Origin of the sequence: Cupriavidus sp. IDO, from assembly GCF_000812465.1 — a bacterium.
GTDB lineage: Bacteria > Pseudomonadota > Gammaproteobacteria > Burkholderiales > Burkholderiaceae > Cupriavidus.
Map to the genome: position 1 here is coordinate 54,695 of NZ_JWMA01000165.1, position 23,081 is coordinate 77,775.

Here is a 23,081-nt window from a genome sequence, read left to right on the forward strand (position 1 = left end):
GTGATTGATTGTCGGGGCGCGCCCGATTCATTGCGGCGCGTCAGTCCCGGTAGGAAGGATCGATTTTATCGAGTTTGCGCAGCAGCGCGGGCCACTCCAGCGCGCCTTCGACTGCACCGTTGTCATAAAGCTGCTCGGAAGTCTTGTCGGCCACGGCCGGCGCCGGCTGCACCAGGCGCCCGCCGGCCTGGGCGCCGAGCTGGACTTCGCAGGCCTTGATCAGCGTCGCCATCAGCACATAGGCCTCGGCCACGGTCCGCCCCACCGTCAGCGTGCCGTGATTGCGCAGCAGCATGGCCGGGTGATCGCCGAGCGACTCCGTCAGCCGCGCGCCTTCGGCCGGGCTGAAGGCGAGGCCTTCATAGTCGTGATAGGCAATCCGGCCATGGAAACGCATTGCATGCTGGGACAGCGGCAGCAGCCCGTCGGCCTGCGCCGACACCGCGATGCCGGCGGTGTTGTGCAGGTGCATGACGCACATGGCGTCGACACGCGCGGCGTGCACGGCGGCGTGCAGCGCGAAGCCGGTCACGTTGACCGGGTGCACGGTCTCGCCGACCACCTCGCCACGGCCGTTGATCTTGACCAGGTCCGAGGCGCGGATCTCGTCAAACGCAAAGCCGAACGGATTGATCAGGAAATGGTCCGGCTCGCCGGGAACGGCGGCCGAGATATGCGTGTAGATCAGGTCATCCCAGCCCTGGAGCGCGGCCAGCCGGTAGGCGGCGGCCAGGTCGACGCGTACGCGTTGCTCCTCGGGGGTGATGGGCTGGGGGGCGCCCGTCGCACGGGCGGGCTGCAAGGCAAAAGACATAGGGGGTCCGCTCCTGCGCCGCCCTTGCCGGGTCTTCCACCCGGCTTCTTCAGGTCGCTCCATGCGAGGCAATGGGCGGCGAAGGCAATACTGTAGCGCAGTCTGCCGCGCTCCCCCGCTACCTCGCGTGCGTGGCGCTCGCAGGCCACTTGCGCATCATCCACGCGAACATCACGGCTCCCAGCAGCAGCGCCGCTGCCGCGCAGGCCAGCGAGCCGCCAAAGCCGCCGGTGCGCGCCACCAGCGCCGTGGCCAGCGGCGGGCCGACGATCTGGCCGAGCCCGTACGACGCCGTCATCAGGCCCATCAGGCGCGGCGCCTGCGGCCCCCACAGCTTGCGCGCCTCGCGCATCGCGAACGACACCAGCGCTGTGAACGGCAGCCCCGCCAGCAGGCTGCTCAACGCGAAGCCGGTCACGGTGGGCCACACCACGGCGATGGCAACCCCCAGCGCCTGCAGGCCATAGGACCACGTCAGCAGGCGGCGGTTGTCGTGTTCCATGCCGACGCGCGTGGCCAGGAATGCCCCGACCGCCACGCCGGCGCCGAAGACCGGCCAGAACAGGTCCGCCCACACCGAGCCGGGCATGGCCTGGCGCGCAATGACCGGCAGGAAGGTCGCGGTGATGATGTAGCCGAAGCCCGCCAGCCCGTATGCGAACGTCAGCGCCCAGGCCTCGCCGTCCAGGCGCGCGGCGGCCGGCGCGGGTGAGGCAGCCGTCACGGCCGGCGTGGCCGCTTGCGCGGCATCGGCCCCGGACGCGAAAACTCGCCACACCGCTGCGACCAGCACCGCGCCCAGAGCGGTGAACGCCAGCCACGCCCAGTCCGCCTTCCACCCACCGCCGACCATGCCGAAGGCAGACAGCCCCGTGGCGACGATGCCGAGCCCCGGTCCGCAGAAGATCAGGCCGCCCAGTGCCGGCCTGTGCAGTTCGGCCAGCCGTTGCATGCACCAGCCGGAGGTGTAGACCAGCACCAGCGCGCTGGCCACGCCTGCCGCGGTACGCCAGGCCGCCCAGGCCAGCATGCCGCCGGGCAAGGCCATGCCGAGGGTCAGCAGGACCGTGGCGGCCAGGCCGTAGCGAATCATGCGCGCGGCGTCGGGCCGGATGAACAGGCAGATTGCCGCGCCGGCGAAATAGCCGATGTAGTTGAGCGTGGCCAGCCAGCCGCCCCCGTTGAGCGTGACGCTGCCGTCATGCAGCATCATCGGCAACAGCGGGGTAAAGGCAAAACGCCCGATGCCCATCGCGACGGCCAGGGACACCAGCCCCGCCAGTGCGATGGCGACCGCTCCGGCTTCCCGCCGCACCAGCGGCCGGGCGGTTACGCTGCTGCCGACCGTGGCCATGGCTACTTCCCCGCCTTGCGGCGCACGGTGACGGACTCGCCGCCGATGCCCCAGTTGTCGGTATCGACCTCGTCGATCACGACAACGGTCGTATTGGGGTTCTTGCCCAGCACATCCACCAGCAATTGGGTGGCGCCCTGGATCAGTTGCGCCTTCTGCTCGGCAGTGGCGCCTTCACGGGTGATCTTGATGTTGACGTATGGCATGACGGTAGTTTCCTTCTCGCCTGAGTGGCATTTTTATCTGGATTTACCTATCCTACGCCCTGAGCATCATCTTAAAAAATGAATTATCAAGATAGATATCATCTCGATACAAGATGATATCTACACCCAGACGCTATAGCAGGAGTCTCATATGGATCTCGCCGCCCTGGAAATCTTCCGCGCCGTCGTCGAAGCCGGCGGCATCACCCGTGCCGCCACGCGACTGCATCGCGTGCAATCCAACGTGACCACGCGCATTCGCCAGCTCGAGCAGTCGCTGGGCGTCGAGTTGTTCCTGCGCGACGGCAAGCGCCTGGTGCTGACGCCGGCTGGCCAAACCCTGCTCGACTACGCGTGCCGGATGCTGCAACTGGCCGAGGAAGCGCGCCATGCCGTGCTGCCGGCCCGACCGCATGGCCGGCTGCGCATTGCCTCGATGGAAAGCACGGCCGCCAGCCGGTTGCCGAACGTACTCGCCACCTATCACCAGGCCTGGCCGGACGTGCAACTGGAACTGGTGACCTGCCCGACCCGGCAGGCGCTGGATGCGCTCGCCCGCTTTGAGGTGGATTGCGCGTTTGTCGCCGAACCGGTGAACGAGCCCGCGCTGGTCTGCGTCCCGGCCTTCGAGGAAGAACTGGTGGTGATCGCGCGCGAACACCATCGCCCGATCCACAGCTCGGCCGACCTCGAAATTCCCACCCTGCTCGCCTTCGAGCCGGGCTGCAACTACCGCGCGCGGCTCGAAGCCTGGTACTCGGCATCCGACGCCGCGCCGCGCCGCGTGCTGGAACTGGGCTCTTATCACGCGATCATCGCCTGCGCGGCGGCCGGCATCGGCGCCGCCATCGTGCCGCGCTCGGTCCTGGCGCTCTACCGCGACCTGCCGAAAATCAGCCAGCACAGCCTCGGCGAAGCCGGGCGCGTGCGCACCATGCTGGCCTGGCACCCGGCCATGGCCGGCGCCGCGCTGGGTGCGCTGGTGGACGCACTTTCCGAGGAAAAAGCCGGGAAGGCCGCGCTTCCCGCTGCCGCCTGAGTCACGCGGGGCACGCGATGCCGGCGGCGGCCGGCGTGCAAGATGTGGCCGGTCGCCTACACTGAAAGTGGCGTCGCCACGGCACTCTTGCATGCCACGCCCACGTGATGAGATCTGCCACTGCGCATTCAAGGCCGCTCCTGGGGCTGCTGCTCGCGGGGCTGGCGCTGGCATTGTGCTTTGCCGCGCGCGCCGCGCCGCCTGCCCCATCCCGCGCTGCAGCTGCCGCGCCCGTCTATGTGGTCCCGCTCAAGGGCGCGATCGGTCCGGCCAGCGCGGGCTTCGTCATGCGTAGCATGGAGCGGGCGCGCAAGGAAGGCGCGCAGCTGATCGTGCTTGAAATGGACACGCCGGGCGGCCTCGACCTGTCGATGCGCGAGATCATCCAGGCCATCCTGGCCTCGCCGGTCCCGGTGGCGAGCTATGTCTACCCCGGTGGCGCCCGCGCCGCCAGCGCAGGCACCTACATCCTGTACGCCAGCCACATCGCAGCCATGGCGCCGGGCACCAACCTGGGCGCCGCCAGCCCCGTGCAGATCGGTATCGGCGGCCCGCAAGGACCGCAGGGGGTGCCGCAGAAGCCGGAGGCGAACCCCGCGTCGGCGCCGGCCAGCGCACCGGCCAGCCCGCAGGACACCATGGAGCGGAAACAGATGCACGATGCCTCGGCCTATATCCGCGGCCTTGCCCAATTGCGCGGACGCAATGCCGAGTGGGCCGAGCGCGCCGTGCGCGAAGCGGTGAGCCTGTCAGCCGACGAGGCAGCCGCCCAGCACGTGGCCGATTTGGTGGCTTCCGACCTGCCGGCACTGCTGCGCGAGGTCGACGGGCGGCGCATCACCGTGGCGGGCTCCGCCAACGCCACGCGCGTGCTGCACACCGCCGACGCGCCGGTCATCACGCTGGAGCCCGACTGGCGCAGCCACTTCCTGGCAGTCATCACGGATCCCAGCGTGGCGCTGATCCTGATGATGATCGGCATCTATGGCCTGATCTTCGAGTTCTCCACGCCCGGCATGGTGGTGCCGGGCATCGCCGGCGCGATCTGCCTGCTGCTGGCCCTGTTCGCGCTGCATATGCTGCCGGTCAACTACGCAGGGCTGGCGCTGATCGCGCTGGGCATCGGCTGCATGGTGGCGGAGCTGTTCCTGCCCACCTTCGGCACGCTGGGCGTCGGCGGCATCATCGCCTTCGCGTTCGGTGCGGTGATGCTGATCGATACGGATGTTCCCGGCTTCGGCATCCCGCTCAGCCTGATCGCGAGCCTGGCGGCAATCAGTGGCTTGTTCCTGTTCCTGCTCTCGACACTGCTCTTGCGCTCGCGCCGCCGCCCCGTAGTCAGCGGCGAGGCCATGATCGGCGTCCAGGGCGTGGTGCTGGACGACCTGCAGGACGAAGGCTGGGCAGAAGTGCGCGGCGAGCGCTGGCGCATCCACAGCAGGCAGCCGCTGGTGCGCGGCCAGTGCGTGCGCGTGACCGCGCGGCACGGGCTTGTGCTGGACGTGGTACCGAACTGAAGCATTCATCCAACCAACCCTGGGAGCCTGATCATGGCCTTTGGATTCAGTGCCGGCGGTTTCGTATTCCTGCTCGCCCTGCTCATCATCACCGCCTTTCGCGTGCTACGCGAATACGAACGCGGCGTGGTGTTCATGCTGGGCCGCTTCTGGAAGGTCAAGGGGCCGGGGCTCGTCATCCTGATTCCGGCCGTGCAGCAGATGGTGCGGGTCGACCTGCGCACGGTGGTGATGGACGTACCGCCACAGGACGTGATCTCGCGCGACAACGTTTCGGTGAAGGTGAATGCGGTGGTGTACTTCCGCGTGGTGGACCCGGAGCGCGCCATCATCCAGGTCGCGAACTTCCTCGAAGCGACCAGCCAGCTTGCGCAGACCACCCTGCGTTCGGTACTGGGCAAGCACGAACTGGATGAAATGCTGGCCGAGCGCGAGAAGCTCAACCTCGATATCCAGCAGGCGCTGGACGCACAGACCGACGGCTGGGGCATCAAGGTATCGAACGTCGAGATCAAGCACGTCGACCTGAACGAAACCATGATCCGCGCCATCGCGCGGCAGGCCGAGGCCGAGCGCGAGCGGCGCGCCAAGGTGATCCATGCCGAGGGCGAACTGCAGGCTTCAGTGAAGCTGCTGGAAGCCGCCCAGATGCTGGCGCGCGAACCGCAGGCGATGCAGCTGCGCTACCTGCAGACGCTGACCCAGATCGCGGGGGACAAGAGTTCGACCATCGTCTTTCCGCTGCCGATCGACATCCTCAACCGGCTGGCCGGCAAACCGACCAGCGGCGACGAGCGCCCATAGAAAATGGCGCCGAAGCGCCATTGGGAAGGGCTGTGCGTGAGGGGTGGCTCCCCTCAGCAAATCATACCTTGCTCGCCACCCACTCGCTGACACCCGCCAGCGCCTGCGGCAGCTTGGCCGGCTCGGTACCGCCAGCCTGTGCCATGTCCGGACGGCCGCCGCCCTTGCCACCGACCTGCTGGGCGACAAAGTTGACCAGTTCGCCGGCCTTGACCTTGCCCGTCGCATCCGCGGTAACACCCGCGATCAGGCTGACCTTGCCGTCGGACACCGCACCCAGCACGATGGCCGCGCTCTGCAGCTTGTCCTTGAGCTTGTCCATGGTCTCGCGGAGCGTCTTCGCGTCGGCGCCGTCGAGCTGGGCAGCCAGCACCTTCAGGCCCTTGATGTCGACGGCCTGCGCGGCCAGTTCGTCGCCCTGCGAGGCGGCCAGCTTGCTCTTCAGGCGCTCCAGTTCCTTCTCCAGCGCGCGCACCTGGTCCTGCACCTGACCGATGCGCGGGACCAGTTCGGACGGCTGGGCCTTCAGCGCGGCGGCGGCTTCATTCAGCTTCGCATCCAGGTTCTGCAGGTAGTGCAGCGCGTTGTCGCCGGTGATGGCTTCCACGCGGCGGATGCCGGCAGCGACGCCGCCTTCGACCACGATCTTGAACAGGCCAATATCGCCGGTGCGGTGCACGTGGGTGCCGCCGCACAGTTCCTTCGAGGTGCCGATCGACAGCACGCGCACGTCGTCCGCGTACTTCTCGCCGAACAGTGCCATCGCGCCGCTCTTGACCGCATCATCGAACGGCATGATCTCGGCGTGCGTATCATCGTTGCGCAGGATCTCGGCGTTGACGATCTCTTCCACGCGGCGGATCTGCTCGTCGGTCAGCGGGGCGTTGTGCGAGAAGTCGAAGCGGGTCTTGTCCGCATCCACCAGCGAGCCCTTCTGCTGCACGTGGCTGCCCAGCACTTCGCGCAGGGCCTTGTGCATCAGGTGGGTGGCCGAGTGGTTGCGCACGGTGCGCGCGCGGCGCTGCGCGTCGACCTGGGCCGACACGGTGTCGCCCACCTTCAGCGCGCCGCCTTCCAGCGTGCCCTGGTGGCCGAACACGTCGGCCTGGACCTTGGTGGTGTCAGCCACGGCGAAGACGGCGTTGCCTGCCGTCAGCACGCCCTGGTCGCCGGCCTGGCCGCCGGACTCGGCGTAGAACGGGGTGTTGTCGAGCACGACCACGCCGGTCTGGCCCGGCTGCATGGCATCGACCGAGGCGCCGTCGACATACAGCGCCGTAATCTTCGCCTGCGGCAGTTCCAGCTTCTCATAGCCGTGGAACACGGTCTTGTCACCGGTGTACTCCAGGCCGGCGGCCATCTTGAACTTGCCGGCGGCGCGCGCCTGCGCGCGCTGGCGCGTCATGGCGGCGTCGAAGGCGGCCTCGTCCACGGCGATTTCCTGCTCGCGGCAGACGTCCTGCGTCAGGTCGAGCGGGAAGCCGAAGGTGTCATGCAGCTTGAATGCCAGTTCGCCGTCGAGCGTCTTGCCGCCCTTGAGCTTGAGCTCGGCCAGCGCGGCGTCCAGGATCGACATGCCGTTTTCGATGGTCTCGAAGAAGCGCTCTTCCTCGGCCTTCAGCACTTCGATCACGCGCGACTGCGCTTCGGCCAGCTCCGGATAGGCCTGGCCCATCTGCGCGACCAGGTCCGGCACCAGCTTGTGGAAGAACGGCGTCTTCTGGCCCAGCTTGTAGCCGTGGCGGATGGCGCGGCGGATGATCCGGCGCAGCACGTAGCCGCGGCCTTCGTTGCCGGGGATCACGCCGTCGACGATCAGGAACGAGCAAGCGCGGATATGGTCGGCGATGACCTTCAGCGAGTTCTGGTTCAGGTTGTCGATATGCGTTTCGCGCGCGGCGGCCTTGATCAGCGCCTGGAACAGGTCGATCTCGTAGTTGCTGTGCACGTGCTGCAGCACCGCGGCAATGCGTTCCAGGCCCATGCCGGTGTCCACGCACGGCTTGGGCAGCGGCGTCATATTGCCCTGCTCGTCGCGGTTGAACTGCATGAACACCAGGTTCCAGATCTCGATGTAGCGGTCGCCGTCTTCCTCGGGCGATCCCGGGGGGCCGCCCCACACGTCCGGGCCGTGGTCGTAGAAGATTTCTGAGCACGGGCCGCAGGGGCCGGTGTCGGCCATCTGCCAGAAGTTGTCCGAAGCGTAGCGCGCGCCCTTGTTGTCGCCGATGCGCACGATCCGCTCGGCCGGCACGCCGACTTCCTTTGCCCAGATGTCGTAGGCCTCGTCGTCCTCGGCATACACCGTCACCCACAGCTTCTCGGCGGGCAGCTGGTAGACCTTGGTCAGCAGCTCCCACGCGTACTGGATGGCTTCGCGCTTGAAGTAGTCGCCGAACGAGAAGTTGCCCAGCATTTCGAAGAACGTATGGTGGCGGGCCGTGTAGCCCACGTTCTCCAGGTCGTTATGCTTGCCGCCGGCGCGTACCGAGCGCTGCGATGAGGTGGCGCGGGTGTAGGGCCGCTTGTCGGTGCCCAGGAACACGTCCTTGAACTGCACCATGCCGGAATTGGTAAACAGCAGCGTCGGGTCGTTCGCCGGCACCAGGCTGGACGAGCGGACCACGGTATGGCCCTTCGATTCGAAGAACTGCAGGAACTTGCTGCGAATGTCGGAGACTTTCATGTTTTGGCAGGCGCATCCCGCGGCGTGGCAGGGCGCAATCAATCGGATTGGATTTGCAAACCGTTGATTATACGGGCAAGCCAGCCCCCCGGGCACTCCCGCGGGGGCCATGGCGCGGCGGCCGGCTATCGCCCACTTCTCGCGCCGGGCGGCGGTCCCGGAGCGGCCCGCCGGCATGCCGGTGGTAGAGTGCTTGCAGTCCGCTGCGGCCCTGCCGCCGGCGGCGGAACCCCCTCCATTTATCCCACTTCAAGCCAGGATCGCCTCACTGCCATGGGAGCCTTAAGTCACCTCCGCGTCCTCGACCTGACCCGCGTCCTTGCCGGGCCATGGTGCGCCCAGAACCTTGCCGATTTCGGTGCCGATGTGATCAAGATCGAGCGCCCGGGCGCCGGTGACGACACCCGGACGTGGGGCCCGCCCTGGCTCAGGGACGCCGACGGCCGCGACACTGCCGAGGCTGCCTACTACCTGGCCGCCAACCGCAACAAGCGCTCGGTCACCTGCGACATCAGCACGCCGGAAGGCCAGCAGGTCGTGCGCGAGCTGGCGGCGCAGAGCGACGTGGTGCTCGAGAACTACAAGGTCGGCCAGCTCAAGAAGTACGGGCTCGACTACGAATCGCTGAAGCAGGTCAAGCCGGACCTGATCTACTGCTCGGTGACCGGCTTCGGCCAGAACGGCCCTTATGCCGCGCGCCCGGGCTATGACTTCATCATCCAGGGCATGGGCGGCTTCATGAGCCTGACCGGCGAACGCGACGACCTGCCCGGCGGCGGCCCGCAAAAGGCCGGCGTGGCGATTTCCGACCTGATGACCGGCCAGTACGCCACCATCGCCGTGCTGGCGGCGCTGGCGCACCGCGACCGCACAGGCGTTGGCCAGTACATCGACATGGCCCTGCTCGACGTGCAGGTGGCGATGCTGGCCAACATGAACACCAACTACCTCGCCAGCGGCGAGGCGCCGCGCCGCTGGGGCAACGCACACCCGAACATCGTGCCTTACCAGACCTTCCAGGCGGCCGACGGCTGGATCATCGTCGCGGTGGGCAACGACGGGCAGTTCCGCAAGTTCGTCACCGACGGCGGCAAGCCCGAGCTGGCCGACGATCCGCGCTTCGCCACCAACCCGCAGCGCGTGGCCAACCGCGATGTGCTGGTGCCGATCCTGGCCGAGATGGTGCGCCCGCGCACCCGCGCGCAATGGATCCGCGACCTGGAAGCGGCTGGCGTGCCGTGCGGCCCGATCAACACGCTCGACGACGTGTTCGAGGACGAGCAGGTCAAGGCACGCGGCCTGCGCGTGGACCTGCCCCACCCGAGCGCCGGCGAGGTCAAGCTGGTCGGCAGCCCGATCAAGATGAGCGCCACGCCGCCGCAGGCGCTGCGCCACCCGCCGCTGCTGGGCGAACACACCGACACGGTGCTGGCCGGCACGCTGGGCTACAGCGCTGAGCAGATCGCAGCACTACGCGCAAAGGGTGTGCTGTAAGATTCTCCTCCGACCGTGGGCGGGCTTCGGTCCGCCCACGGTGCTGTCATTTCCGGAAGCCATTCCCTTCCCGACTGAAGCACCAGAGGAGAACCCATGCTGACCGATGCCCTGCTGGCCTTCCTGCATTTCCTTGCCATCTTCGTCCTGATCACCCTGATGGCCGCCGAAGCGGTGGTCCTGCGCCCGGACATCACGCCAGCCACGGTGCGGCGCCTGTCGCTGTACGACCTGTTCTACTTCCTGTCCGCGATGGTGGTGCTTGCCACCGGCCTCTTGCGCCTGTTCTATGGCGCCAAGGGCGTCGATTTTTACCTGCACAACCCGTGGTTCCACGCCAAGATCAGCGTGTTTGTGCTGATCGCGCTGTGCTCGCTGCCGCCGACCTTTGCCATTTCGCGCTGGCGCAAGCAGGCGAGCAAGCTGCCGGACTACGTGCCGCCGCCGTCCGAGCTGAAGAAGGCGCGCCGCTGGGTCATGATCGAAGCCCACCTGCTGATCCTGCTGCCACTGTGCGCCGTGATGATGGCCCGTGGCATTGGCGCCCGATAAGAATTCCAATCCCTCCCAGTCAGACATGCTGAAGAAACTGCTCGCCGCCGCCCTGACGGCTGCCATGCTCCCTGCCACGGCCGCCCTGGCGGCCACCGCCTACCCGACCAAGCCGATCCGCTTCGTGGTGCCCTACCCCGCTGGCGGGCCGCTCGATACCGTGGCGCGCGCCATCGGCGAGAAGCTGCGCGACAGCCTGGGCCAGCCGGTGGTGGTGGAGAACAAGCCGGGCGCCGGCGGCAACCTGGGCGCGGACTACGTCGCCAAGCAGCCGGCGGACGGCTACACCATCGTCATGGGCGCGGTGGCCACCCACGCCATCAACCCGGCGCTGTTCAGCAAGATGCCATATGACCCGGTGAAGGACTTCGCGCCGATCACGCTGGTGGCCGACGTGCCGAACGTGCTGGTGATGCATCCGGGCAAGGCGGCCGAGCTTCACATCGGCAATGTGCGCGAGCTGGTGGAGTACGCACGCAAGCATCCGGGCAAGCTGGACTATGCCTCGGGCGGCAACGGCAGCGCCGGGCACCTGTCGGGCGAGCTGTTCAAGAGCATGGCGAAGATCAGCATGGTCCATATCCCGTACAACGGCGCATCGCCCGCGCAGCTGTCGGTGCTGTCGGGCCAGACTGACCTGATCTTCGACAACCTGGCTTCGGCGTCGGCCAATATCAAGGCCGGCAAGCTCAAGGCGTTCGCGGTCACCACCTCCAGCCGCGCCGCCGCATTCCCCGAGCTGCCGACCATTGCCGAGGCCGGCAAGGGACTGGGGCTGGAGGGCTTCGATATTTCGACGTGGTTCGGCGTGTTTGCGCCGGCCAATACGCCGCGCGAGATCGTCGAAAAGCTCAACCACGATATCGTCGCCATTCTCAAGACCGACGACATGAAGGCGCGGCTGGCCCGCATCGGTGCCCAGCCCGCGCCGACCACGCCCGAGCAGTTTGCCGCGCTGATCCAGCGCGAACTGAAGAAGTACGCGCAGATCGTGAAGGTGTCGGGCGCCAAGGTAGACTGAGCGCGCCCCGGCTATTCAAGGGTCCTTGCGTTTGCGCGGCCAGCGATGCGCCGGCCTCTCGCCCTCCAGCCGCGGCAGCAGCAGGCCTACCTGGATGATGCGTGCTCCGTCCATGCGCGTGACCGTCAGGCGCAGGCCGGCGATTTCGACGCTGTCTCCCTCCACCGGCGGTGATGTGAACACCTGCTGCATCGCATCTTCCAGTGTCAGCGGATACTCGGCCGGCGTCAGCGCGCGGTTGCCGTAAAGCCCCGCAACGTCGCGCAGGAAGGCGTCGCCCGACAGCAGGAAATCGTGCGAGGCCTGCTCCCACGCGGGGGCACGGCCCGGCGTCTGGAACAGCACGGACAGCATTGCCAGGCTGGTTGCTGGCGCCAGGACCGAAACCGCATCCCCGGCGCGCAGCACGGTCTGCTCGGGCGCGGCCAGCGCCTCGTCGCGTGCCACCGTCATCAGGCGGCAATTTGGCGGCAGTTCGAGCTGGTCCGCACGCACATTCTCGACCGGCGAGTTCGGCCCGACCTCGAACTGCATCACTTCCAGCGTCGGCGCCCGCGTGCCCCGCAGGCGCGAGCGCGCCAGCGGCTCCGGATAACCCGGACGCAGCACGCGCGCCAAGCGCGCCGCCACCGACACCGTGGTGCCCTGGAACAGCAGGCTGGCCAGCACCACCGCAAACGCGATGCGGAACAGCAGTCCCGATTCGGGCACGTCCTTGAGCAGCGGGAACAGCGCCAGCACGATCGGCACGGCGCCGCGCAGGCCCATCCAGGCGATAAAGCCTTTCTCGCGGGCATTGAAGCGGAATGGCAGCAAGGCGATCCATACCGCCAGCGGGCGTGCCACCAGCATCAGGAATGCCGCCACCGCAACCGCCGGCAGCGCCACTTCCCAGATCCGGTGCGGCGCCACCAGCAGGCCGAGCAGCAGGAACATGGCCGACTGCGCCAGCCAGGCCATGCCGTCCATGGCGCGCATGGTGTCCGATGTCACGGCGCGGTCGCGGTTGCCGATCAGCATGCCAGTCAGGTAGACCGCCAGGAAACCGCTGCCGCCCGCGGTCTGCACGATGGCAAACACCATCGCACCACCCGAGCACAGCAGGATGGCCTGCAGCCCTTCCGCCACGCGGATACGCTCGAGCACCTTGGCCAGGCAGTACCCCAGCCCGAGGCCGAGCGCGCCGCCCACCCCGAACTGCACCACCAGGCGCATCGCCAGCCCGCCAGGCGTCAGGCCTTCAGGCGCGGTCAACCACTCCATCAGCGTCAGCGTCAGGAAAATCGCCATCGGGTCGTTGATGCCCGACTCGATCTCAAGCACGCTCGCCACGCGCTCCTTGAGCCGGATCCCGCTGCTGTGCAACAGGGAGAAAACCGCCGCGGCATCCGTAGACCCGACAATCGCGCCCAGCAGCAGCCCGAGCCGCCAGTCGATGCCGAGCACCCACGCCGCGAACCATCCCACCAGCCCCGCGGTCACCAGCACGCCGACCGTGGCCAGCGACAAGGACGGCCTGAGCGCGACGCGGAAGGTGGTGAACTGCGTCCGCAGCCCCCCGTCCAGCAGGATCACGGCAAGGGCCAGGTTGCCCACCAGGAAGCTCAGCCAGGTATTGGAGAAACGAATGCCGCCCGGCCCGTCGACGCCGGCCAGCATGCCGACGCCCAGAAAGACCAGCAGGAACGGCACGCCCACGCGTGCCGAGAAGGCGCCCACCACGATGCCCAGTGACATCACGACGGCGCCGATAAGGATGACGTGGTCGATGCTCTCCAAAGCGCTCCTTCTTTTCTTGCTTTTACCTTTCGGAACCTTTCAGCAAAGCGAGGTCTTCGCCACGCGACAGTCTCGATCCACTGCGCCCGATGATAGCCCACCCCGGTGCCGGCTCCGCCCGCCTGGCCGCATGAATACTGGGAAAGACGGCCCTTTTAAGCGCCGAATCACTAGGGGATACCCTCAGCATGACCCTGTTTGCAGACATCTGAAAGGTAGCTGAAAGGTCGTCCCCTTACCTTGCACCCTGCCCGCAGGCGAGCCCGGAATTTCTGCAGCATGCTGCAGTGCAAAAACCGGAGCCGCACGCAGATTTCAAGCTGTCTTATCGAGGAGAATCACTTTGCGCATACGTAGCCAAAAGGACTTTGCCTCCGGCCTGATGTTTATCCTGGTCGGATTCGGCTTTTCCTGGGTCGCACGCGGCTATTCCATGGGAACCGCTGCGAAGATGGGACCGGGGTATTTCCCGTTCTGGCTCGGCATCGTGCTCGCCCTGCTGGGCGCGCTGGTGCTGTGGGGCTCGCTGTCTTCCAGGATGGAAGAGGATCAGCTCGCACGCTGGGATATCAAGACGCTGCTGTGGATCCTCGGTGCCGTGATCCTGTTCGGCCTGCTGCTCAAGCCGCTGGGCATGGTGCTGTCTGTGCTGGTGCTGGTGCTGGTCTCGTCGATGGCCAGCCACGAATTCAGCTGGAAGGGTGCCATCCTGAACGCGATCATCCTCGTGGTGATCAGCCTGGGCGCCTTCGTGTACGGCATCAATCTGCAGATGCCGGTGTGGCCGGCTTTCCTGGCAAGCTAAGGAGCCCGCCAACATGGAACTACTTTCTAACCTCGGTCTGGGCTTTGCTACCGCCCTCTCCTTCCAGAACCTCGCCTACGCCTTCCTGGGCTGTGTGCTGGGCACCCTGATCGGCGTGCTGCCGGGCCTGGGGCCGCTGGCTACCATCGCCATGCTGCTGCCGGTGACCTACACGCTGCCGCCGGTGGCCGCGCTGATCATGCTCGCCGGTATCTACTACGGCGCACAGTACGGTGGTTCGACCACCGCCATCCTGGTGAACCTGCCGGGCGAATCGTCGTCGGTGGTGACAACCATCGACGGCTACCAGATGGCGCGGCGAGGGCGAGCGGGCGTGGCACTTGCCACAGCCGGTCTCGGCTCGTTCTTCGCCGGCTGCGTGGCCACCCTGATCCTGGCTGCGTTTGCCGCGCCGCTGTCGGAACTGGCGTTCAAGTTCGGCCCCGCCGAATACTTCTCGCTGATGGTGCTGGGCCTGATCGGCGCCGTGGTGCTGGCTTCGGGTTCGCTGGTCAAGGCCATTGCGATGATCGTGCTGGGCCTGCTGCTCGGCCTGGTGGGTACCGACGTGAACTCGGGCGCCGCGCGCTTCTCGTTCGACGTGCCTGAACTGACCGACGGCCTGAACTTCGTCTCGGTGGCCATGGGCGTGTTCGGCTTCGCGGAAATCATCGCGAACCTGGAGCAGAAGGAACATCGCGAAACGTTCACCGACCACATCACCAACCTGTTCCCGACCAAGGAAGACTTCAAGCGCATGATCCCGGCCGTGCTGCGCGGCACGGTACTGGGCTCGGCACTGGGCATCCTGCCGGGCGGCGGTGCGGCGCTGGCTTCGTTTGCAGCCTACTCGCTGGAAAAGAAGACCTCGAAGTACGCGCATGAATTCGGCAAGGGTGCGATCGAAGGCGTGGCAGGTCCGGAATCGGCCAACAACGCCGCGGCACAGACTTCATTCATTCCGCTGCTGACGCTGGGCATTCCGCCCAATGCCGTGATGGCGCTGATGGTCGGTGCCATGACCATCCACAACATCCAGCCCGGCCCGCAGGTGATGACCAGCAACCCGGCGCTGTTCTGGGGCCTGATCGCCTCGATGTGGATCGGCAACTTCATGCTGATCGTGCTGAACCTGCCGCTGATCGGTATCTGGGTGAAGCTGCTGAAGGTGCCTTACCGCTACCTCTACCCGGCCATCCTCGTGTTCTGCTGCATCGGCGTGTACTCGGTCCAGAACACTACGTTCGACGTGTTCCAGACCGCGGCCTTCGGCGTGATCGGCTACCTGTTCATCAAGCTCAAGTGCGAACCGGCTCCGCTGCTGCTGGGCTTCGTGCTGGGACCGATGATGGAAGAAAACTTCCGCCGCTCGCTGCTGCTGTCGCGTGGTGATTTCAGCGTGTTCGTGACCCGTCCGCTGTCGATGGGCCTGCTGATCGCCGCTGCGGTGCTGGTGCTGATCGTGGCCATGCCGTCGATCAAGTCCAAGCGCGAGGAAGCGTTCCAGGAAGAATAAGCAGGGAACCACGCCGGCGCTTGCGCCGGCGACACGACGTAAGACTGAGGGCGCCGCGAGGCGCCCTTTTTTTGTATCTTGTGCGGACAAAGCCCCGTCAGGGATGACAATCCCGACGGGGCCAGGCGGCCGCTCAGGCGACGTCGAACCGGTCGAGGTTCATCACCTTGGCCCAGGCGGCGACGAAGTCACGGACAAACTTCTCCTGCCCGTCCTCGCTTGCGTAGACTTCGCAAAGGGCCCGGAGCTGGGAATTCGAACCGAACACCAGGTCGACGCGGGTGCCGGTCCACTTCTTCGCACCGGTCTTGCTGTCACGCCCCTCGAACACGTCCCGGGCCTCCGACAGCGGCTTCCATTCCGTACGCATGTCGAGCAGGTTGCGGAAGAAGTCGTTGCTCAGCGTTTCCGGGCGGTCGGTGAAGACGCCGTGCGCATCCTGCCCGGTATGCACGTTCAGGACGCGCAGTCCGCCAATGAGCACCGTCATCTCGGGAGCCGTCAGGGTCAGCAATTGCGCCTTGTCGATCAGCAGGTCCTCCGCCGCGATGTTGTACTTCCCCTTCAGGAAGTTGCGGAAGCCATCTGCAATCGGCTCGAGCGCCCCGACGGATTGCACGTCGGTCTGTTCCTGCGACGCGTCCATGCGGCCCGGCGTAAACGGCACGGTCACCCGATGGCCGGCCTTCTGCGCCGCCTGCTCGATCCCCGCGCCACCGGCCAGCACGATCAGGTCGGCAAGCGAGATCTTCTTGCCGCCGGACTGTGCGCCGTTGAACTCGGCCTGGATCCCTTCGAGGACCTTCAGCACCTTCGCCAGTTGCTCTGGCTGGTTGGCTGCCCAGTCCTTCTGCGGCGCCAGGCGGATACGCGCACCATTGGCGCCGCCGCGCTTGTCCGAGCCGCGGAAGGTGGATGCCGAGGCCCACGCGGTCTGCACCAGTTGCGAGACCGGCAGCCCTGACGCCAGGATCTTCTGCTTGAGCGCGGCGACGTCCTGCTCATTGACCAGCGGATGATCGACCGCCGGGATCGGATCCTGCCAGAGCAGCTCTTCGGCCGGCACTTCCGGTCCAAGGTAGCGGGCGCGCGGCCCCATGTCGCGGTGGATCAGCTTGAACCAGGCGCGCGCAAAGGCATCGGCGAGCTGGTCAGGATGCTCCAGGAAGCGCCGCGAGATCTTCTCGTAGGCCGGGTCGAAACGCAGCGACAGATCCGTGGTCAGCATCGTCGGCCGCAGCTTCTTCGAAGGATCGTAGGCGTGCGGGATGGTTTCCCCGGCATCCTTGGCTACCCACTGGTTGGCACCGGCGGGACTCTTGGTCAGCTCCCATTCGTGGCCAAACAGGCTCTCCAGATAGCTATTGCCCCACTTCGTCGGGGTACTGCTCCAGGTCACCTCCAGGCCGCTGGTGATGGTGTCGGCGCCCTTGCCGGTGCCAAAGGTGCTCGCCCATCCCAGGCCCTGGCGTTCGAGATCGGCGCCCTCGGGTTCGGGCCCGATGTTGTCGGCGGGACCGGCACCGTGGGTCTTGCCGAAGGCATGCCCGCCGGCGATCAGCGCGACGGTCTCCTCGTCGTCCATGGCCATGCGCCCGAACGATTCGCGGATGTCGTGCGCCGCGGCGAGCGGGTCCGGATTGCCGTCGGGGCCTTCCGGGTTCACGTAGATCAGGCCCATCTGCACGGCGGCCAGCGGGTTCTCCAGGTTGCGTCCAGGGTCGGTGCGGCTGGTTTCGGCGCCATGCAATGCCTCGTCGGCCACGACGACGCCTTCATCCTTGCCGGCAGCACCCTTGCCGTAGCGGAGGTCACCGCCCAGCCAGGTCTTTTCCTTGCCCCAGGAAACATCGGCATCTGGTTCCCAGGTGTCTACCCGGCCACCGCCGAAGCCGAACGTCTTAAAGCCCATGGTCTCGAGTGCGACGTTGCCGGCCAGGATCATCAGGTCGGCCCAGGAGATCTTCTGGCCGTACTTCTGCTTGATCGGCCATAGCAGGCGGCGCGCCTTATCCAGGCTGGCGTTGTCCGGCCAGCTGTTGAGCGGTGCGAAACGCTGCTGGCCGCGCCCTGCACCACCGCGGCCATCGCCAATGCGGTACGTGCCCGCGCTGTGCCAGGCCATGCGGATAAACAGCGGGCCATAGTGGCCGAAGTCCGCCGGCCACCAGTCCTGCGAGTCAGTCATCAGCGCGGCCAGGTCCTGCTTCAATGCTGGGAAGTCGAGACTCTTGAAGGCCTCGGCATAGTTGAAGTCGCCGTCCAGCGGGTTGGACTTGCCGGAATGCTGGCTCAGCAGGTCCAGACGCAGTTGATTCGGCCACCAGTCACGATTCGTCGTGCCGCCGCCGGCGGCATGGCTAAAGGGGCACTTTGCTTCGTTAGACATACGTTCTCTCCTTGTGGGGACGTACTGAATACGCTGCAGCTATAGCGTCAAGGTTTGCTGGCACATCGGCAATTCCGCCGCATTTGCGCGGCATTTGCGTGTCAATCCCGCGCCGGCGCATCACCACCGGTCAGCGAACGCGCGTGGGCGTATGCCCACGTGGGATATCGTGGCGCCCATAGCAATATGGGCCGCGTCAACGGCCAACCGCAACCAAAATATATGCAGCAGTGATCTTCAGGAGAATGTCATTCTGACTATCCTCCCGATAGGTGCTGGCTATGGCGGCCCTAGGTGCCAAACAGCTCGCTGCAGGCCGCCCGCACCGCCGCGGTCACCCGCCCCCGCCCGTGATCGCGCCGCTCCAGCATGCCGATGGTGCGCATCACCGGCTCGCCATTGACCAGCAGGGGCAGCACACGCAGCGCCTCATCGTCGCGCCAGCGCGCGCGCCGCAGCAGCGGCACCACGGTCACGCCCACTTCCTGGCGCACCAGTTCGACCAGCGCCTCGATGGCGTTCAGCTCCAGGAACTCATTCACCTTGAGATGCGCGCGCCGCAGCGCCCGCTCGACCAGCACGCCGGTGCGCTGGCTGCGATCGAAGCGCAGGTAGGGATTGGCCGCCAGCGCCTCGCGCGCGTCGCGGCCCGGGCTGCCGCGTGCCACGATGGCCACCAGCGGCTCCTGGTACAGCGGCGTCCAGCGCAACGCACCTGGCACGCGCGTGGCCCCTTCGACCAGGATGGCCGCGTCGAGCTCGCCGGCCTCGACCTGCGCGGCCAGCTCGATCGACTTGGCGCCGACAAGGCGCACGTCCAACGCCGGATAGGTGCGCTTCATGCGCGCCACCGCGTGCGACAGGCCGCCCATCACCGACACCACGGCACCCACTGCGACCGCCCCGGCCATGGCCTCGGCCGAGGCCAGCGGCAGTCGCATTTCGTCATACAGCGCCAGCAGTTTTCGCGCCTGTGGCAGCAGCGCCCGGCCATCCGCATTGAGCACCGCGACGCGGCCACTGCGATCGAACAGTTCGCGCCTCAGTTCGGTTTCCAGCGCGCGCATTTGCAGGCTGACCGCTGCCTGGGTCAGCGCCACCTGCCCGGCGGCAGCGGCGAAGGAGCCATGTTCGGCCACGGCCACGAAGGTGCGGAGAAAGCGGATCGTGCTCATCTGGATAGACCGGCTTTCATAAGAAAATCTTGTGTCAAGGAAAAGAAATATTAGCTTTCTTTGTGATCCGTCGCGCGGAATAATAGTGCGGAAGCGCTCGCGCGGTTCACTTTCTTCAAGTGTTGCCGCCGCGAGAGCGCAGCGCCCCCCGCCTTCCGCTTACCTGCTTCGCTTCACGGAGATGCGTATGAAACCCTGGCTGCGCCTGCTCGGCATCGGCCTTGCCTCCAGCCTGTGCCTGGCTGCCACGCCCGCACTGGCGGACAACTACCCCAGCAAGCCGATCCGCCTGATCGTGCCGTTCCCCGCGAGCGGCGCCACCGACCTGCTGGCGCGTGCCATTGCGCAGAAGGTGGGTGCGAACATCGGCCAGCAGATCGTGGTGGACAACCGTCCCGGCGCGGGCGGCGCCATCGGATCCGACATGGCCGCCAAGGCGCCCGCAGATGGCTACACGCTGCTGATCGCCACCACCAGCACGCATTCGATCGGGCCGTTCATCAATACCCACCTGCCGTACAACACCGAGACCGATTTCACGCCGGTCGGCGAGGTCGCGATTGCCACCAATGTGCTGGTGGTGCCGAACAGCCTGCCGGTGAAGAGCGTCCGCGAACTGATCGACTATGCGAAGAAGCATCCGGGCGAACTGAACTACGCGTCCAGCGGCAACGGCACCGTGGTCCACCTGACCGCCGAAGCGTTCAAGGCCCAGGCTGGCGTGTTCATCACGCACATTCCGTATCGCGGCACCGCGCTGGCCGTGCCCGACCTGATCTCGGGCAAGGTGCAGGTGCTGTTCGACAGCATCGTGTCGGGCCTGCCGCACGTGAAGGACGGCAAGCTGAAGGCGCTGGCGGTGACCAGCCTGAAGCGCTCGCCGCTGGCGCCCGAGATTCCGACCGCCAGCGAATCCGGCCTGCCCGGCTTCGAGTCCGATACCTGGTTCGGCATCTACGGGCCCAAGGGCATGCCGGCCGATATCGTCAACCGCCTCAATGCCGAGTTCAACAAGGCCATCCAGTCGCCGGACGTGAAGGAACGGCTGGGCAAGCTGGGCGCGGAGCCGGTCGGCGGCACGCCGGCGCAGTTCGCGGCGATGGTGAAGAAGGACAGCGCCCGCTGGGGCAAGCTGATCAAGGATCGCAAGATCACGGCAGAATAAGCCTGTACAGCACGCATTCCGGGACCGGGTCCTGCAGTGGCCCGGCCCACTCCTCGGACAACAGATACAGTCATGCAGAATTTCAACTGGACCAACCCCTACCCCTCCGTGCGCATTCCGCTGTTTGCGCGCAACGTGGTTTCCACCTCGCACCCGCTCGCCGCACAGGCCGGCCTGCGCATGCTGCTCAAGGGCGGCAACGCGGTCGATGCGGCCATCGCCGCCGCGGCCGCGATCACCATCGTCGAGCCCGTGTCGTGCGGCCTGGGCAGCGATGCCTTCGCCATCCTGTGGGACGGCAAGGAACTGCACGGTCTGAACTCGTCGGGCGTGGCGCCGGCGGCGTGGAACCCTGAGTATTTCAAGAACAAGTACGGCACCGACGGCAACGGCCTGGCCAACCGCCCCATCCGCGGCTGGGATTCGGTCACGGTGCCTGGCGTCATCGCCGGCTGGGCCGCGCTGCACGAGCGCTTCGGCAAGCTGCCGTTCGCCGACCTGATGGAGCCCGCCATTGAAATCGCCGAGCGCGGCTACGCCGTGCCGCCCGTGGTGGCGCACAAGTGGGCCGCCGCCGTGCCTGACCTGAAGGATCAGCCCGGCTATGCCGACACCTTCATGCCGAATGGCCGCGCCCCGCATGTCGGCGAGACATTCACCATGAAGGCCGCCGCGGAGACGCTGCGCAAGATCGGCGAAACGCGTGGCCGTGCCTACTACGAAGGCGAAATCGCCGAGAAGATCGCTGCATTCAGCAAGCAGTGCGGCGGCGCCATGACGCTGGACGACCTGCGCAACTACCGCCCGGACTGGGTCAAGCCGATCAGCAAGTCCTACCGCGGCTACGAGATGCACGAGATCCCGCCCAACGGCCAGGGCATTGCCGCGCTGATGGCGCTGGGCATCCTCAGCCAGTTCGACGTGGGTTCGCTGCCGGTTGATTCGGTCGATTCGCAGCATCTGCAGATCGAGGCAATGAAGCTCGCCTTTGCCGACCTCTACCGCTACGTGGCCGATCCGCGCAGCATGGAAGTCACGCCCGAGCAGATGCTGGACGATGCCTACCTCAAGTCGCGCGCAAAGCTGATCGACATGCAGCGCGCCACGCACTTCAAGTTCGGCATGCCCAAGGTGGGCGGCACCATCTACCTGACCGCCGCCGACGAGAACGGCATGATGATCTCGTTCATCCAGTCGAACTACATGGGCTTCGGTTCGGGCGTGGTGGTGCCGGGCACCGGCATCAGCCTGCAGAACCGCGGCGTGGGCTTCTCGATGGATCCGAAGTCGGCAAACGTGGTGGCGGGCGGCAAGCGCCCGTTCCACACCATCATCCCGGCCTTCCTCACCAGGGGCGGCCAGCCGGTGATGAGCTTCGGCGTGATGGGTGGCGACATGCAGCCGCAGGGCCACCTGCAGACCGTGGTGCGCATGCTGGACTACAACCAGCAGCCGCAGGCCGCCTGCTGCGCGCCGCGCTGGAAGGTCAACCGCGACTTCACGCTCGACGTGGAAGGCACGATGGACCCCGGCACCGTCGAGGGCCTCAAGGCACGCGGCCACCAGCTCAAGTCGGTCGACGATCCGTATATGGACTTCGGTTCGGGCCAGTTCATCTGGCGCCTGTCGGACGATGCGGAGCGCGGCTACGTGGCCGCCAGCGACAGCCGGCGCGACGGCCAGGCGGTGGGCTTCTGAGCCTGCCAGCGCTCACCTGAAAAAGGCAATCACGCCCGGGGCCACCCGGGCGTTTTTCATTGGCGCAGATGGCGGCAGCCAGCTGTCAGAAACTGGCCTGCCCGGCTTCTGCGCAACTGTGCATGGTGTCGCCGCCCAGCCCCCGTACACTGTGGCGCAGAAGCCTCAGGAGACTCCCCCTCATGACCACCTACGCCTTCCGCCTGCTCAATGTCTTTGCCGAATCCACCTTCGGCGGCAACCCCCTGTGCGTGTTCGAGGACGCGCGCGGCATGGACGAAGCCACGATGCAGGCCCTGGCCCTGCAGTTCAACCTGTCCGAGACCACGTTCATCCTGCCGTCCGATGCGGCCAGCGCACAGGTCCGCATCTTCACGCCCGGCTACGAGATGCGCTTTGCCGGCCATCCCACGCTCGGTACGGCGCACGTGGTGCGCGAACTCGCGGGCACCGGCGATGCGCTGACGCTGGAGTTCAAGGCTGGCGTGGTCCCCGTGACAGCGCACGGCGATGCCTGGACCCTTACCGCGCCGCACAGCGGCAAGCCGAAGACCGCACCGGCAGGCATCCCCGATGCCGACATGGCAGCGCTGCTGGGCCTGGAAGAACGCGACCTGCTGGTTTCGCCGATATGGGTCGATACCGGCGCCGACCAGTTGCTGGTCGCCGTCAGGACGACGGATGCCGTGCGGCGCACCCGGCCGGACAGCGCGCGGCTGGACGCCTGGCCGCAAAGCAGCCTGGGCCGCAAGTCCGCCTATGTCTTTGCCTTCGACCCGACGCAGCCCGGACGCGTGCTGTCGCGCTACTTCTTCACCAAGCAGGGTGGCGGCGTGGCCGAGGATCCGGGTACGGGTTCGGCCTGCGCCAACCTGGGTGGCTGGCTGCTGGCCAACGGGCACGCGCTGCCGGCCGAGTACGAGATCGACCAGGGCGAGGCCGTCGGCCGCCCGTGCCGGCTGCGCCTGGCGGTGAGCCCTGACGGCGCGATCCGCGTGGGCGGGCGGGTGATCGAAATCGGCCGCGGCACGATCACGATCTGACCCACAGCGATAGCTGCCTGCTCT

Annotated in this window: 18 protein-coding genes; 11 read left to right on the forward strand and 7 right to left on the reverse strand. The window is 66.7% G+C overall.

All coding sequences use genetic code 11. The features are described 5' to 3' along the window. Nucleotides 1–40: 40 nt before the first annotated feature. The 3 genes from RM96_RS30660 to RM96_RS30670 form a co-directional block, all read right to left on the reverse strand. The gene (locus tag RM96_RS30660; protein WP_039015497.1) at nucleotides 41–814 is read right to left on the reverse strand and encodes a class II aldolase/adducin family protein; all 774 of its coding nucleotides are present in this window, start codon (nucleotides 812–814) and stop codon (nucleotides 41–43) included. A gap of 118 nt (nucleotides 815–932) precedes the next feature. Continuing rightward, a complete protein-coding gene (locus RM96_RS30665; protein ID WP_039015498.1) occupies nucleotides 933–2,168 on the reverse strand; it encodes a YbfB/YjiJ family MFS transporter in 1,236 nt (411 codons plus the stop codon). A gap of 2 nt (nucleotides 2,169–2,170) precedes the next feature. After that, nucleotides 2,171–2,374, reverse strand: coding sequence for a 2-hydroxymuconate tautomerase family protein (locus tag RM96_RS30670; RefSeq protein WP_039015499.1), 204 nt, complete (start codon nucleotides 2,372–2,374; stop codon nucleotides 2,171–2,173). A gap of 151 nt (nucleotides 2,375–2,525) precedes the next feature. Between RM96_RS30670 and RM96_RS30675 the strand changes: the two genes are divergently transcribed. The 3 genes from RM96_RS30675 (at nucleotide 2,526) to RM96_RS30685 (ending at nucleotide 5,734) form a co-directional block, all read left to right on the forward strand. Next, entirely contained in the window at nucleotides 2,526–3,413 is an 888-nt protein-coding gene (locus RM96_RS30675; RefSeq protein ID WP_039015500.1) for a LysR substrate-binding domain-containing protein, read from the forward strand. A 107-nt stretch (nucleotides 3,414–3,520) separates the two neighbouring features. Next, nucleotides 3,521–4,930, forward strand: a complete 1,410-nt coding sequence (locus RM96_RS30680) for an NfeD family protein (protein ID WP_039015501.1) — start codon at nucleotides 3,521–3,523, stop codon at nucleotides 4,928–4,930. Between the two features lie 33 nt (nucleotides 4,931–4,963). After that, the gene (locus RM96_RS30685) at nucleotides 4,964–5,734 is read left to right on the forward strand and encodes a slipin family protein (RefSeq protein WP_039015502.1); all 771 of its coding nucleotides are present in this window, start codon (nucleotides 4,964–4,966) and stop codon (nucleotides 5,732–5,734) included. Nucleotides 5,735–5,795: 61 nt separating this feature from the next. Here the strand turns inward: RM96_RS30685 and alaS are convergent, their stop codons facing one another. Then, the gene (gene alaS / locus RM96_RS30690) at nucleotides 5,796–8,420 is read right to left on the reverse strand and encodes an alanine--tRNA ligase (RefSeq protein WP_039015503.1); all 2,625 of its coding nucleotides are present in this window, start codon (nucleotides 8,418–8,420) and stop codon (nucleotides 5,796–5,798) included. 273 nt (nucleotides 8,421–8,693) lie between these two features. Between alaS and RM96_RS30695 the strand changes: the two genes are divergently transcribed. The 3 genes from RM96_RS30695 (at nucleotide 8,694) to RM96_RS30705 (ending at nucleotide 11,487) form a co-directional block, all read left to right on the forward strand. Further along, the gene (locus tag RM96_RS30695) at nucleotides 8,694–9,914 is read left to right on the forward strand and encodes a CaiB/BaiF CoA transferase family protein (protein WP_039015504.1); all 1,221 of its coding nucleotides are present in this window, start codon (nucleotides 8,694–8,696) and stop codon (nucleotides 9,912–9,914) included. 96 nt (nucleotides 9,915–10,010) lie between these two features. Then, a complete protein-coding gene (locus tag RM96_RS30700) occupies nucleotides 10,011–10,466 on the forward strand; it encodes a DUF2214 family protein (protein WP_039015505.1) in 456 nt (151 codons plus the stop codon). A gap of 25 nt (nucleotides 10,467–10,491) precedes the next feature. Continuing rightward, nucleotides 10,492–11,487, forward strand: coding sequence for a tripartite tricarboxylate transporter substrate binding protein (locus RM96_RS30705; RefSeq protein WP_039015506.1), 996 nt, complete (start codon nucleotides 10,492–10,494; stop codon nucleotides 11,485–11,487). Nucleotides 11,488–11,502: 15 nt separating this feature from the next. Here the strand turns inward: RM96_RS30705 and RM96_RS30710 are convergent, their stop codons facing one another. Next, the gene (locus RM96_RS30710) at nucleotides 11,503–13,266 is read right to left on the reverse strand and encodes a potassium/proton antiporter (RefSeq protein ID WP_039015507.1); all 1,764 of its coding nucleotides are present in this window, start codon (nucleotides 13,264–13,266) and stop codon (nucleotides 11,503–11,505) included. Between the two features lie 343 nt (nucleotides 13,267–13,609). Between RM96_RS30710 and RM96_RS30715 the strand changes: the two genes are divergently transcribed. Then, a complete protein-coding gene (locus RM96_RS30715) occupies nucleotides 13,610–14,071 on the forward strand; it encodes a tripartite tricarboxylate transporter TctB family protein (RefSeq protein ID WP_039015508.1) in 462 nt (153 codons plus the stop codon). A 13-nt stretch (nucleotides 14,072–14,084) separates the two neighbouring features. After that, a complete protein-coding gene (locus RM96_RS30720; protein ID WP_039015509.1) occupies nucleotides 14,085–15,587 on the forward strand; it encodes a tripartite tricarboxylate transporter permease in 1,503 nt (500 codons plus the stop codon). A 133-nt stretch (nucleotides 15,588–15,720) separates the two neighbouring features. Here the strand turns inward: RM96_RS30720 and katG are convergent, their stop codons facing one another. Both katG and RM96_RS30730 read right to left on the reverse strand, forming a co-directional pair. Further along, on the reverse strand, nucleotides 15,721–17,976 hold the full coding sequence (gene katG / locus RM96_RS30725) for a catalase/peroxidase HPI (protein WP_039015510.1): 2,256 nt from the start codon (nucleotides 17,974–17,976) through the stop codon (nucleotides 15,721–15,723). Nucleotides 17,977–18,266: 290 nt separating this feature from the next. Next, nucleotides 18,267–19,151, reverse strand: coding sequence for a LysR substrate-binding domain-containing protein (locus RM96_RS30730; protein ID WP_039015511.1), 885 nt, complete (start codon nucleotides 19,149–19,151; stop codon nucleotides 18,267–18,269). A 187-nt stretch (nucleotides 19,152–19,338) separates the two neighbouring features. On the opposite strand from RM96_RS30730, the gene RM96_RS30735 reads away from it, so the two are divergent. The 3 genes from RM96_RS30735 (at nucleotide 19,339) to RM96_RS30745 (ending at nucleotide 23,057) form a co-directional block, all read left to right on the forward strand. Then, the gene (locus RM96_RS30735) at nucleotides 19,339–20,316 is read left to right on the forward strand and encodes a Bug family tripartite tricarboxylate transporter substrate binding protein (RefSeq protein ID WP_039015512.1); all 978 of its coding nucleotides are present in this window, start codon (nucleotides 19,339–19,341) and stop codon (nucleotides 20,314–20,316) included. 72 nt (nucleotides 20,317–20,388) lie between these two features. Beyond that, the gene (ggt, locus tag RM96_RS30740) at nucleotides 20,389–22,014 is read left to right on the forward strand and encodes a gamma-glutamyltransferase (RefSeq protein ID WP_039015513.1); all 1,626 of its coding nucleotides are present in this window, start codon (nucleotides 20,389–20,391) and stop codon (nucleotides 22,012–22,014) included. A 182-nt stretch (nucleotides 22,015–22,196) separates the two neighbouring features. Continuing rightward, on the forward strand, nucleotides 22,197–23,057 hold the full coding sequence (locus RM96_RS30745; protein ID WP_039015514.1) for a PhzF family phenazine biosynthesis protein: 861 nt from the start codon (nucleotides 22,197–22,199) through the stop codon (nucleotides 23,055–23,057). Nucleotides 23,058–23,081: the final 24 nt, after the last annotated feature.